At 73.1% G+C, this 12,544-nt stretch carries 10 protein-coding genes; 7 read left to right on the top strand and 3 right to left on the bottom strand.

Annotated features, from left to right (window positions below; genetic code table 11):
- Positions 1-3 precede the first annotated feature (3 nt).
- Positions 4-1,506: a protoporphyrinogen oxidase gene (gene hemG, locus AB0B01_RS04450; protein WP_361712776.1), complete on the bottom strand. Its 1,503-nt coding sequence runs from the start codon at positions 1,504-1,506 to the stop codon at positions 4-6.
- 144 nt (positions 1,507-1,650) lie between these two features.
- On the opposite strand from hemG, the gene AB0B01_RS04445 reads away from it, so the two are divergent.
- Together AB0B01_RS04445 and AB0B01_RS04440 are read left to right on the top strand one after the other, a co-directional pair.
- On the top strand, positions 1,651-2,706 hold the full coding sequence (locus AB0B01_RS04445) for a DUF4349 domain-containing protein (RefSeq protein WP_361712774.1): 1,056 nt from the start codon (positions 1,651-1,653) through the stop codon (positions 2,704-2,706).
- A 67-nt stretch (positions 2,707-2,773) separates the two neighbouring features.
- On the top strand, positions 2,774-4,159 hold the full coding sequence (locus AB0B01_RS04440; protein ID WP_361712772.1) for an FAD-dependent oxidoreductase: 1,386 nt from the start codon (positions 2,774-2,776) through the stop codon (positions 4,157-4,159).
- Between the two features lie 99 nt (positions 4,160-4,258).
- Here AB0B01_RS04440 and hemE read toward each other — a convergent pair whose 3' ends face one another.
- Positions 4,259-5,323, bottom strand: a complete 1,065-nt coding sequence (gene hemE, locus AB0B01_RS04435; RefSeq protein WP_361712770.1) for a uroporphyrinogen decarboxylase — start codon at positions 5,321-5,323, stop codon at positions 4,259-4,261.
- A gap of 91 nt (positions 5,324-5,414) precedes the next feature.
- Between hemE and AB0B01_RS04430 the strand changes: the two genes are divergently transcribed.
- Both AB0B01_RS04430 and AB0B01_RS04425 read left to right on the top strand, forming a co-directional pair.
- Positions 5,415-6,071: a DUF3000 domain-containing protein gene (locus AB0B01_RS04430; protein WP_361712768.1), complete on the top strand. Its 657-nt coding sequence runs from the start codon at positions 5,415-5,417 to the stop codon at positions 6,069-6,071.
- A gap of 312 nt (positions 6,072-6,383) precedes the next feature.
- Positions 6,384-7,046, top strand: a complete 663-nt coding sequence (locus tag AB0B01_RS04425; RefSeq protein ID WP_356847010.1) for a response regulator transcription factor — start codon at positions 6,384-6,386, stop codon at positions 7,044-7,046.
- A 141-nt stretch (positions 7,047-7,187) separates the two neighbouring features.
- Here the strand turns inward: AB0B01_RS04425 and AB0B01_RS04420 are convergent, their stop codons facing one another.
- On the bottom strand, positions 7,188-7,382 hold the full coding sequence (locus tag AB0B01_RS04420; protein WP_361712766.1) for a hypothetical protein: 195 nt from the start codon (positions 7,380-7,382) through the stop codon (positions 7,188-7,190).
- 228 nt (positions 7,383-7,610) lie between these two features.
- Here AB0B01_RS04420 and AB0B01_RS04415 point away from each other — a divergent pair, with 228 nt between their 5' ends.
- From AB0B01_RS04415 to AB0B01_RS04405, 3 genes are all read left to right on the top strand, one after another.
- On the top strand, positions 7,611-8,882 hold the full coding sequence (locus AB0B01_RS04415) for a ribonuclease D (protein WP_361712764.1): 1,272 nt from the start codon (positions 7,611-7,613) through the stop codon (positions 8,880-8,882).
- A gap of 256 nt (positions 8,883-9,138) precedes the next feature.
- Positions 9,139-10,359: an acetyl-CoA C-acyltransferase gene (locus tag AB0B01_RS04410; protein WP_361712762.1), complete on the top strand. Its 1,221-nt coding sequence runs from the start codon at positions 9,139-9,141 to the stop codon at positions 10,357-10,359.
- A complete protein-coding gene (locus tag AB0B01_RS04405) occupies positions 10,356-12,485 on the top strand; it encodes a 3-hydroxyacyl-CoA dehydrogenase NAD-binding domain-containing protein (RefSeq protein WP_361712760.1) in 2,130 nt (709 codons plus the stop codon). The genes AB0B01_RS04410 and AB0B01_RS04405 overlap by 4 nt, the downstream gene beginning before the upstream one ends.
- Positions 12,486-12,544 lie beyond the last annotated feature (59 nt).

Here is a 12,544-nt window from a genome sequence, read left to right as displayed (position 1 = left end):
TGCCTATTGTCCCGTGTGCGGATCAGTGGTCTGCGCCAGGGGTGCCCCCCGCGAGGCCAACGTGGCGACCACCACGTCCGCGGCCTTGCCCGCGCTCGCGATGCAGGCCGGGATGCCCACCCCGTCGTAGAGGGCGCCGCACACCGCGAGCCCGGGCAGCGCGGCGACGGCTTCGCGGATCCGGGCCACCCGGCCGAGGTGCCCGACCGGGTACTGGGGCAGGCCGCCGTCCCAGCGGGTCACGGTGGAGGCGACGGGCCGGGCCGTCAGGCCGACGGCCTCGCCCAGGTCGCGGAGCGAGGCTTCGACCAGCTCGGAGTCCTCCCGGGCGAGGTCGCCCTCGTCGGCGTGGCGGCCCACGGAGGTGCGCAGCAGGAAGAGTTCGGGGTCGGTACCGGCCCAGGCCCACTTGTTGCTGGAGAAGGTGGACGCCTTGATGGTCCGCCCGTCGACGGGCGGTACGAGGAACCCGCTCGCACCGCCCCCGGTGATCGGGACCGGCAGCTCGGAGCGCCGGAACGCCATCGTGACCAGGGCCATCGAGGCGTACTCCACGGTGCGCAGCTCGGCGGCGGCGGCCGGGGCGAGGTCGCCCAGCAGCCGGGCGGCGGGGCCGGCCGGGGTGGCCACGACGACGGCGTCGGCGTCGATGGCCTCCGCCGCCCGCGCCCCCTCGGCAACGGCGACGACCCGCCAGCCGTCGGCCGTACGCAGGACCTCGCGCACGGCGGTCCCGGTGCTGATCCGCGCCCCGGCGGCCCGGCAGGCCTCGGCCACGGCCTGCGGGAGCCGGCCGATACCGCCGTCGATGCCGGAGAAGACGGGACCGGCCGCGCCCTGCGCCGCCGCCCGGCGCTGCAGTTCCCGTACGCCCTCCCCCAGCGAGGCGTGCGTGCGGGCCGCCTCGAAGAGCTGGGGCACGGCGGCGCGCATGGAGATGCGGTAGGCGTTGCCCGCGTAGACCCCGCCGAGCAGGGGTTCCACCAGGCGGTCGACGACCTCGTGGCCGAGCCGGGCCGCGATGTACTCGCCGACGGCCACGTCCTCGCCGATCGGGGTGGGCGGCAGCGCGCCCTCGGCCTCGATCCGGGCCAGGCCCTCGGCGGAGAGCACGCCGGACGCGGCGAGCGGGCCCAGGTCGCCGGGGACGCCCATGACATGTCCGCGCGGCATGGGTCGCAGGGCGCCGCGGGTCCACAGGTGGGCGGTGGCGGTGGCGGGGGGTTGCAGGGCCTCGCCGAGGCCCACGGCCCGGGCCAGTTCCAGGGCCTCGGGGCGGCGGGCGAGCACGGATTCGGCGCCGAGGTCGACGGGGAGTCCCGCGAGTTCACCGGCGTGCAGCTTGCCGCCGAGGCGGGGGCCGGCCTCCAGCAGCGTGACGCGCAGGCCCTCGGCGAGGAGCCGGTGGGCTGCCGCGAGTCCGGCGATGCCGCCGCCGATGACGACGACGTGGCCGGCCGAAGGCCGCCCGGCCGCAGCATCCGTACACATGTCCGCTTCGTGCATGGACACATCGTCTCAGACCGATCTGCGGCCGATCACCGAGGCCGGACCGTGACCGCATCGGGACCGGCTCGGGACCGCGCGGGCGAAACCGGCGGCGGGAGTCCGTACGTCGAACCGGCACATACGCCGATCCCGGGGGGATGCATGCACCACACTGCGCACGGACACGGCCCGAACCACCGGCGCGGCGCGGCCGCCCTGGCCGCCCTCTGCCTGGCGGGCACGCTCGCCCTGACCGGCTGCGGGGCCGGGGACGAGGCGGCCGGGCAGTCCGCGGCCAAGGACCCCCGGGCCGCCGCGGGCCCCGCGCACGGCAAGCCGGGGGCCGGCCCGGCGGCGGGGTCGGGCGCGGGCGCCGCGGCTCCCCCGGCCGCTGATGCCGCCAAGAACCCGCAGCAGCAGCCCGCCCTACGCCCGCACGTGATCCGCACGGCCACCCTCGCCATCGAGACGGCGGACGCCCAGAAGGCCCTGGCCGCGGCCCGCACGGCGGCCGAGGGCGCGGGCGGCTTCGTCGGCAGCGAGTCCACGCGGCGCGGGAAGGACGGCCTGATGGCCTCGACGGTGACCCTGCGGGTGCCCGGCGAGCGCTTCGACGCCGTGCTCGGCGCCCTGGAGGGGAGCGGCAGGCTGCTCGGCCGCACGGTCGAGGCGCAGGACGTGACGGAGAAGGTCACGGACGTCGACAGCCGGGTCAGGTCGCAGCAGGCGAGCGTGGCGCGGGTGCGGGACATGATGGAAAAGGCCTCCGCCCTTGCCGATGTGGTCATGCTGGAGAACGAGTTGAGCAAACGTCAGTCGGACCTGGAATCCCTGCTGGCGCAGCAGACGGCGCTGAAGGACCAGACCTCGCTGGGCACGATCACGGTGGAGGTCACCGAGCCCGCGGCCGAACCGGAGGCGAAGAAGGACGCGCCGCCGTCCTTCGCCGACGCGCTGCGCGGCGGCTGGCACGTCTTCGCGACGCTCCTGCACCATCTGGTGCTGGCGGTCGCCGCCGTGCTGCCGTTCGCGGTCACGGCGGCGCTGGCTGCCCTGGGGTGGCGGGTCCGCCGGCGGCTGCGCCCGGCCCGGCCGAAGACGGGCCCGGCGGGCCCGGCGCCCCGGCGGGTCCCGGGGGCGCGGGCGGCCTCGGCGGCGCAGCCGCTCCCGGCCGACCGGCCTGCGGACCCGACGGAATCGGAGCACGCTTCGGACTGAACGCCCATTCCCCCGTAGCGTGTTCCCCAGGAGACGGTGGCGGCGGCGGAGGAGGACGGTGCGGACGATGGCGGCGACGGAACGACTGGTGGTGGTCGGCGGTGACGCAGCGGGGATGTCCGCCGCGTCGCAGGCCCGGCGGCTCAAGGACCCCGCGGAACTGGAGATCGTCGCCTTCGAGCGGGGCCACTTCACCTCGTACTCCGCGTGCGGCATCCCGTACTGGATCGGCGGCCAGGTCACCGAGCGGGACGACCTGATCGCGCGCACCCCCGAGGAGCACCGCGCCCGGCACATCGACCTGCGGACCCGCACGGAGGTGGTGGAGCTCGACCTCGACGGGAGCCGGGTCCGGTCCCGCGACCTGGATTCCGGGGCCGAGGCCTGGACGGGCTACGACAAGCTCGTGCTGGCCACCGGCGCCCGGCCGGTGCGGCCCCGGCTGCCCGGCATCGGCGCGCACGGGGTCCACGGCGTACAGACGCTGGACGACGGCCAGCGCCTGATGGACACCCTGGAGCGCACGGAAGGCCGCAGGGCGGTCGTCGTCGGGGCCGGTTACATCGGGGTGGAGATGGCGGAGGCCCTGGTCGGCCGGGGCTACGAGGTCACCGTCCTGCACCGCGGCGAGCAGCCGATGGCCACCCTGGACCCCGACATGGGCCGCCTGGTGCACAGCGCGATGAACCGCATGGGGATCCGTACGGTCTCCCGCGCCGAGGTGACGAAGATCCTCACGGACGAGGAGGGCCGGGTCCGTGCGGTGGCGACGGCGTCCGGGGAGGAGTACCCGGCGGACGTGGTGGTCCTCGGCATCGGGGTGGAGCCCCGGACCGCGCTGGCCCGGGCGGCGGGCCTGCCGCTCGGGGAGTCGGGCGGGGTGCTGACCGACCTGTCGATGCGGGTCCGCGGGTACGAGAACATCTGGTCCGGCGGCGACTGCGTGGAGGTCCTGGACCTCATCTCGGGCCGGATGCGCCACATCCCGCTGGGCACGCACGCCAACAAGCACGGCCAGGTCATCGGCGCGGGGGTGGGCGGCGGCTACGCGACCTTCCCGGGAGTGGTCGGGACGGCGGTGAGCAAGGTCTGCGACCTGGAGATCGCCCGGACCGGGCTGCGGGAGAAGGACGCGCTCGCGGCGGGACTGCGCTTCGTGACCGCGACGATCGGCTCGACGACGACGGCGGGCTACTACCCCACCGCAGCGGACATGACGGTGAAGATGCTGGCGGAGCGCCGTACGGGCCGGCTGCTGGGCGTCCAGATCGTCGGCGGCGCGGGCTCCGCGAAGCGGGTGGACATCGCGGCGGTCGCCCTGACGGCGGGTATGACGGTGGAACAGGTGGTCAGCCTGGACCTGGGCTACGCCCCGCCGTTCTCCCCGGTCTGGGACCCCGTCCTGGTGGCCGCGCGCAAGGCGGCCACGGCGGTCCGCACGGCCGGCCCCTGAGCCCCTCCCGCGAGCGGGAGGGGAGGCCCGCAGCGATCTGGTGGCCCTCCCCTGCGCGAGGGGGTGACCATCTGACGGACGGGGGCGGGTCCCCGGCGGTCAGCGTGCGGTCTGCGTGTGGACGTAGTCCACGAGGCGGGTCAGGGCGTCCGGGTTCGTCGTGGGCAGGACGCCGTGGCCCAGGTTGAAGACGTGGCCCTCCAGGGAGGCGGCGGCGTCCAGGACCTCGCGGGTCTTGGCCTCGACCGCCTCCGGCGTGGAGAAGAGCACCGCCGGGTCCAGGTTGCCCTGGAGCGCCTTGCCGGTGCCGACCCGGCGCGCCGCCTCGTCCAGCGGGATCCGCCAGTCGACGCCGACGACGTCCGCGCCCGCCTCGCCCATCAGGCCCAGCAGCTCGCCCGTGCCCACGCCGAAGTGGATGCGCGGGACGCCGTACGAGGCGACCGACTCGAAGACCTTCGCCGAGGCCGGCATGACCGAGCGGCGGTAGTCGGCGGGGGCCAGAGCCCCGACCCACGAGTCGAAGAGCTGCACCGCGGAGGCGCCCGCCTCGATCTGGACCTTCAGGAAGGCCGAGGTGATCTCGGCGAGGCGGTCCAGCAGGTCGGCCCACAGCTGCGGGTCGCCGTACATGAGGGCCTTGGTGTGCTCGTGGTTGCGCGACGGTCCGCCCTCGACCAGGTAGCTCGCGAGAGTGAAAGGTGCACCTGCGAAACCGATCAACGGCGTGGAGCCCAGTTCACCCGTGAGCATGCCGATGGCCTCCGTGACGTACGAGACGTCCTCGGGGGTCAGGTCGCGCAGCTGTGCGAGGTCCTCGCGGCGGCGGATCGGCTGGGCGACGACCGGGCCGATGCCCGGCTTGATGTCCAGGTCGATGCCGATGGCCTTGAGCGGGACGACGATGTCGGAGAAGAAGATCGCCGCGTCCACCTTGTGGCGCCGCACGGGCTGCAGCGTGATCTCGGTGACCAGGTCGGGCCGCATGCACGACTCCAGCATCTGCGTCCCCTCGCGCACCTTGCGGTACTCGGGGAGGGAGCGCCCGGCCTGCCGCATGAACCACACCGGGGTGTGCGGCACCGGCTCCCGGCGGCACGCCTTCAGGAAGGCGGAATCGTACGTCTGACTCGGCTGGCCCGTGGGGCGGTCATTGGCACTCACGCCGCAAATCTTCGCACGTATGAAGAAGTGCCCGACCCGGCGCGGGTGTCCCTGCGCCGCAGGGGCGCTCGTTCCGCCTAGTCTTCCCCGCATGGCTGCGGCTCAGGGACGATTTTCAGATGGCGCCGAGGGTACGGACAGCGCGAAGGAGAGCTCCGTCCCGCTCCCGTTCCGGCGGGCGGTCGACGGCTTGAAGAAGGCCCGGCTGCGGCCGGGGATCGAGATCGACCCGACGAGACCGCCCCAGCGGCTGGCGCCGTACGCCTACGCCCTGGAGGCGGCGGTCGTGGACGGGGAGGACGACCTGGCCGACGGCCGGCTGATCCTGCTCCACGACCCGGCCGGGCACGACGCCTGGCACGGGACCTTCCGGCTGGTGACCCTCGTACGGGCGGAACTGGAGCCGGAGATGGCCGCGGACCCGCTGCTCCCGGAGGTGTGCTGGTCCTGGCTGACCGGGGCACTGGAGGCGCGCGGGCTCGGGTACGGGGAGGCGGGCGGGACGGTGACCATGGCGAGCTCGCACTCCTTCGGGGGGCTCGCGGAGCGGCGGCCGACCACCCAGATCGAGATCAGGGCCTCGTGGACGCCGCGCGAGGGGGTGGGCGGAGTGCCGGACACCCCGGCGCACCTGGCGGCGTGGTGTGAACTGCTGTGCCAGATCGCGGGGCTGCCGCCGGTCGGGTCGACGGACTCGGGCACCGGCGTCGTCTCGCTGCCGCAGCGGCGCGGTCCGCACCACCCGTAGCCTGCCTCCGCGCCGCAGCGGACGCAGCGGACGCGCCCCTGGGCAGACGGGCATGGAACAGCCGATCGGGCGGGCGTAGAACGGCCGATCGAGTGAGCGTGACGACAGGTCAGAACCGGACGCCCGGTGCGGGCTTCTGATCACCTGATGATCGATCACCCGTCCGAATTGCCCGAATTGTTACTCACCAAATCGTGATCATTCCCTAAAGCCGGGCGGGTGACGTGCCGAAGGAGTCAGTGACCATCCGCACGGTTCGCACCGGCTTCCTTCCCCGAGCCGGCCGTCCCGCCACTCCCCCAGGAGGCCTAGGTGTCCGTTCTCCTCGAGCAGCCCGCAAGCCTGGTCGCCTACCGCCCGAACAAGCCGACGGCCATGGTTGTCGTGGCCGACCCCCGCGTTCGTTCCACCGTGACCCGCCACCTGTGGGCCCTCGGAGTACGCGACGTCATCGAGGCTTCGTCCATCGCGGAGGCCCGCCCCCGCGTCGGCAACCCGCGCGACATCTGCGTGGCCGACGTACACCTGCCCGACGGTTCCGGTCTCACCCTGCTCTCCGAGACCCGCGCCGCGGGCTGGCCGAACGGCCTGGCCCTGTCCGCGGCCGATGACATCGGCGCCGTGCGCAACGCCCTCGCGGGCGGGGTGAAGGGCTACGTCGTCACCGGTACGCGGACCAACATCGGGCTCCCCACCCGGCCCGGCGCCGCCCCCATCGGCGCTGCCGCCGCCCGTATGCACCGCCGCCCCCCGGGTGCCCCGAGCCACCCGGGCGGCTACCGCGAGCTCTCCGGCCGCGAGGTCGAGGTCCTGCGTCTCGTCGCCGAGGGCCAGTCCAACAAGGCCATCGGCGTCTCGATGGGCCTGTCCGCCCTGACCGTCAAGTCCCACCTCGCCCGGATCGCCCGCAAGCTGGGCACCGGGGACCGGGCCGGGATGGTCGCCGTCGCCCTGCGTACCGGGATCATCCACTGACCCTGGCCGGCAGCCGCCGGCCGGGCGAGGGCCGGAGGATTTCCGGGAGCCGTCCGCACGTCCACTGCGCGCCCGTCGACGGAACGTTCCGGCGACGGGCGCGAGGTGTTCCCGGCGAGGGCCGCTGCGACGGCCCGGGGCTCAGCCCCGCTCGTAGGCTTCCTGGGCTTCGACGACCTGGCTGAGGAGGATCTCGGTCTGGGCCCGGGTGTCGCCGCCCTCGGGGATGTCCCACTTCAGGGCCGGCAGCACGTCGGCCAGGTTGGCGAGGTCGTCGCGGTCCATGCGGGCGATGGACTGTGCCACGCGTTCGATGTCGAGTGTCATGGTGATCACGGGCTTTCGGAGTACAGCTCCATTGTGCGACGCGTGCGGGCGTGCGGCTGAGGCGTGCGACGCAGGGGTGCGATGCCCCGGTTTCCGGCCGTGAGAGCACATACAGGACACCCGATGGCGGGATCGCGGCGCTGCGCCCGGACGTACTGAGGCACGTTTTCGCAGGTCAACCCCTCCGTTGCACGAAGGCGCAGGTCAGGCGGTCGCGCGGGCGGATACCCTTGAGCGGTGACCGACGCCCAAGAGACCGCAGCAGACCTGCGCACCACCACCGGGGGCGGCCCCCCGGACGACGTCGAGAAGGCGCCGATTCCCTTGCTCGAACCCCGCGAGGGGATCCCCCCGGTGGTCGCCGACGAGGAGGCCCTCGCCCGGGTGGTCGCGGCCTTCGCCGCGGGGACCGGACCCGTGGCCGTCGATGCCGAGCGCGCCTCCGGATACCGCTACGGCCAGCGCGCCTATCTGGTGCAGCTGCGCCGCGAAGGCGCGGGGTCCGCGCTGATCGACCCGGTGGGCTGCCCCGACCTCTCCGCCCTGGGCGAGGCCCTGTCCGGCACCGAGTGGATCCTGCACGCCGCCACCCAGGACCTGCCGTGCCTGCGCGAAATAGGCATGGTGCCCACCTCCCTGTTCGACACCGAGCTGGCCGGCCGCCTCGCCGGCTTCCCGCGGGTCGGACTGGGCGCGATGGTCGAGAGCGTGCTCGGCTACGCGCTGGAGAAGGGCCACTCCGCGGTCGACTGGTCGACCCGCCCGCTTCCCGAGCCGTGGCTGCGCTACGCCGCGCTCGACGTGGAGCTCCTGGTGGACCTGCGCGACGCGCTGGAGAAGGAGTTGGAGCGGCAGGGCAAGCTGGAATGGGCCCGGCAGGAGTTCGACGCCATCGCGGCCGCCCCGCCCGCCCCGCCGCGCAAGGACCCGTGGCGCCGTACCTCCGGTATGCACAAGGTGCGCCGCCGGCGGCAGATGGCGGTCGTACGGGAGCTGTGGGAGTCGCGGGACCGGATCGCGCAGCGCCGTGACGTGTCGCCCGGCAAGGTGCTGGGGGACGCGGCGATCGTGGAGGCCGCGCTCGCGCTGCCGGCGAACGTGCACGCGCTGTCGGCCCTGCCCGGCTACGGGCAGCGGATGGGGCGGCGCCAGCTGGACCAGTGGATGGCCGCGGTGGACCGGGCGAAGGCGCTGCCCGAGAGCCAGCTGCCGCAGCCGGGGGCCACTCCGGCGGGGCCGCCCCCGCCGCGCTCGTGGGCCGACAAGGACCCGGCCGCCGCGGCCCGGCTGTCCGCGGCGCGCGCCGCGGTGTCGGCGCTGGCGGAGGAGCTGAACCTGCCCCAGGAGAACCTGATCACCCCGGACACCGTGCGCCGGCTGTGCTGGGAGCCGCCGCAGCGGCTGGAGGAGGACGCGGTGGCCCAGGCCCTGGCCGGCTACGGCGCCCGCCCCTGGCAGGTCGAGCAGGTGGCGGCTGCGCTGACCACGGCCCTCAGGGCCACCGCCTGACCCTCCCGCATCCCAGAAGCCCCCGGCCGGCCGGGGGCTTCTGCGTGCCGGAGCCGCGGCGCGGTCGAGCGCCGGCGGGCGCGTACGGGAGGGACCGGAGCCGTCGCGGACCCCCGCGGCAGTGTGACCTTCGCCGCTCCCGCCGTGAAGGGTGTCCACATGGGTTACCCGCAAGTAGCATGGGCCAGGTGAGCGCCCGCTCAGTGAGTGGCGTCCACGCGCAGCAGTGCCATCCCGCACCTGGAGGAGAGCCAACGTGCCTCGTACCGTCAGGGACGTCGTCTTCGTCGACGGCGTCCGCACCCCGTTCGGCAAGGCGGGCCCGAAGGGCATCTACCACGAGACCCGCGCCGACGACCTCGTCGTGAAGGCGATCCGGGAGCTGCTGCGCCGCAACCCGGACCTGGACCCCAAGAAGATCGACGAGGTCGCCATCGCCGCGACCACGCAGATCGGCGACCAGGGTCTGACGCTGGGCCGCACGGCCGGCATCCTCGCGGGCCTCCCCCAGTCCGTCCCGGGCTACTCGATCGACCGCATGTGCGCCGGTGCGCTGACCGCCGTCACCGCCGTCGCCGGCGGCGTGGCCTTCGGTGCGTACGACGTCGCCCTCGCCGGCGGTGTCGAGCACATGGGGCGCCACCCCATGGGCGAGGGCGTCGACCCGAACCCGCGCTTCGTCTCCGAGAAGCTGGTCGACGAGTCCGCCCTCTTCATGGGCATGACCGCCGAGAACCTGCACGACCGGTACCCGACGATCACCAAGCTCCGCGCCGACGAGTACGCCGTGCGCTCGCAGGAGAAGGCCGCCAAGGCGTACGCCGACGGCAAGATCCAGCAGGACCTGGTGCCGATCTCGGTGCGCAACACCAACGAGGCGGCGGGTGAGACGGGCTGGGGCCTGGTCACCTCCGACGAGCCGATGCGCCCGGGCACCACGCTGGAGAACCTGGCGAACCTGAAGACCCCGTTCCGTACGCACGGCCGGGTCACCGCGGGCAACGCCGCCGGTCTCAACGACGGCGCCACCGCCGCGATCATCGCGTCCGAGGACTTCGCCCGGGAGAACAACCTCCCGGTCAAGATGCGCCTGGTCTCGTACTCCTTCGCGGGTGTCGAGCCGGAGGTCATGGGTTACGGCCCGATCCCGGCCACCGAGAAGGCCCTCGCCCAGGCCGGTCTGACGATCGACGACATCGGCCTGTTCGAGATCAACGAGGCCTTCGCGGTCCAGGTCCTCGCCTTCCTGGAGCACTACGGCATCGCCGACGACGACGCCCGGGTGAACCAGTACGGCGGCGCCATCGCCTTCGGCCACCCGCTCGCCTCCTCCGGCGTCCGCCTGATGACGCAGCTGGCCCGCCAGTTCGAGGAGCAGCCGCACGTCCGCTACGGCCTGACGACCATGTGCGTCGGCTTCGGCATGGGCGCGACGGTCATCTGGGAGAACCCGCACTTCGAGGGAGACGACAAGTGAGCACCACCACTGAGCTCCTCAAGGGCGCGGCCGAGCTGTTCCCGGACGAGGTCGTGACCTCGGCGCACGTCCGCCACCTGGACCTGCCCTTCGGCGCCGGGCGCTTCGCGCTCATCACGCTGGACAACGGCTTCGACCACACCAAGCCGACCACCTTCGGCCCGCAGTCCCTCGCCAACCTGAACGCGGCGATCGACCAGGTCGAGCAGGAGGCCCTGGCCGGCTCCATCGTCGGCGCGGGCATCACCGGCAAGCCGTTCATCTTCGCGGTCGGCGCCGACCTCAAGGGCGTCGAGCTGCTGAAGAAGCACGACGAGGCGCTCGCCATCGGCAAGGGCGGCCACGACGTCTTCAAGCGCCTTGCGGGCCTGGCCGTTCCGACCTTCGCCTACTACAACGGCGCGGCGATGGGCGGCGGTGTCGAGGTCGGTCTGCACTGCACCTACCGCACCGTCTCGAAGGCCATCCCGGCCTTCTCGCTGCCCGAGGTCTTCCTCGGCCTGGTTCCGGGCTGGGGCGGCTGCACCATCCTGCCGAACCTGATCGGTGCGGACCGCGCGGTCTCGGTGATCATCGAGAACTCGCTGAACCAGAACAAGCAGCTCAAGGGGCAGCAGGTCTTCGACCTGGGCATCGCCGACGCGCTGTTCGAGGGCGCCGACTTCCTGGAGCAGTCGCTGCTGTGGACCGCGAAGGTCCTCAAGGGCGAGACCGAGGTCGTACGTGCCGAGGTCGACCGCGGCGAGGGCTGGGACGCGGCGGTCGCCCGCGGCCGCTTCATCGCGGACTCCAAGGTGCACGGCGCGGCTCCGGCCGCCTACCGCGCCCTCGACATCATCGAGGCGTCGAAGGACGGTGACCTGCAGAAGGGCTTCGACGCCGAGGACACCGCGCTCGCGGACCTCATCATGGGCGGCGAACTGCGCTCGGGCATCTACGCCTTCAACCTGGTCCAGAAGCGCGGCAAGCGCCCGGCCGGCGCCCCGGACAAGTCCCTGGCCCGCCCGGTCACCAAGGTCGGCGTCGTCGGCGCGGGCCTGATGGCCTCGCAGCTGGCGCTGCTGTTCCTGCGGCGCCTGGAGGTGCCGGTGGTCCTCACCGACATCGACCAGGAGCGCGTGGACAAGGGTGTGGGCTACGTCCACGCCGAGATCCAGAAGCTGCTCGGCAAGGGCCGCATCAACCAGGACAAGGCCAACCGCCTGACCGCCCTGGTGAGCGGTGTGCTCGACAAGGCCGAGGGCTTCGCGGACGCGGACTTCATCATCGAGGCCGTGTTCGAGGAGATGTCCGTCAAGCAGAAGGTGTTCGCGGAGGTCGAGGCGGTCGCTCCGGCGCACGCGATCCTCGCCACCAACACCTCCTCGCTGTCGGTGTCGGAGATGGCCTCGAAGCTCCAGCACCCTGAGCGCGTGGTCGGCTTCCACTTCTTCAACCCGGTCGCGATCCTCCCGCTGCTGGAGATCGTCCGCGGTGAGCAGACCGACGACGCCTCGCTGGCCACGGCGTTCGGTGTCGCCAAGAAGCTGAAGAAGACCGCGGTCCTCACGAAGGACGCCCCGGCGTTCGTCGTGAACCGCATCCTGACCCGCTTCATGGGCGAGATCCAGAACGTCATCGACGAGGGCACCCCGGTCGAGACCGCGGAGAAGGCCATCGAGCCGCTCGGTCTGCCGATGTCCCCGCTGGTGCTGCTGGAGCTCGTCGGCCCGGCGATCGGCCTGCACGTGTCCGAGACCCTGAACCGCGCCTTCCCGGAGCGCTTCACGGTCTCCGCGAACCTGGCGGCCGTCGTCAAGGCCGGGAAGCGCGGCTTCTACGTCTACGATTCGGGCAAGCCCGAGCTGGACCCCGAGGTCGCCGCGCTCCTGGTGCAGGGCGACAGCGTCCTGACCGAGCAGCAGGTCCGCGACCGCGTCCTGGACGCGGTGGCGCAGGAAATCGGCCTGATGCTGGAGGAGGGTGTCGTGGCCGAGGCCCAGGACATCGACCTCTGCCTCATCACGGGCGCCGGCTGGCCCTTCCACCTGGGCGGCATCACGCCGTACCTGGACCGTGAGGGCGTCTCGGAGCGGGTGAACGGAAAGAAGTTCCTCGCTCCCGGTGTGGCCAGCGTCCCCGCCTAGTCGGCGGTGCGCCGCGGAAGCCCGTCCCCCTCGGGGGCGGGCTTCCGCCGTTCCCGGGG

Source organism: Streptomyces sp. NPDC044571 (assembly GCF_040647115.1).
GTDB lineage: Bacteria > Actinomycetota > Actinomycetes > Streptomycetales > Streptomycetaceae > Streptomyces.
This window is presented reverse-complemented; position numbering and strand designations above follow the sequence as displayed.

Excerpts from the sequence above, each read along its gene's own strand:
- hemG (WP_361712776.1), bottom strand. The coding sequence starts at position 1,506 with ATGCACGAAGCGGACATGTGTACGGATGCTGCGGCCGGGCGGCCTTCG.
- AB0B01_RS04445 (WP_361712774.1), top strand. The coding sequence starts at position 1,651 with ATGCACCACACTGCGCACGGACACGGCCCGAACCACCGGCGCGGCGCG.
- AB0B01_RS04440 (WP_361712772.1), top strand. The coding sequence starts at position 2,774 with ATGGCGGCGACGGAACGACTGGTGGTGGTCGGCGGTGACGCAGCGGGG.
- AB0B01_RS04430 (WP_361712768.1), top strand. The coding sequence starts at position 5,415 with ATGGCTGCGGCTCAGGGACGATTTTCAGATGGCGCCGAGGGTACGGAC.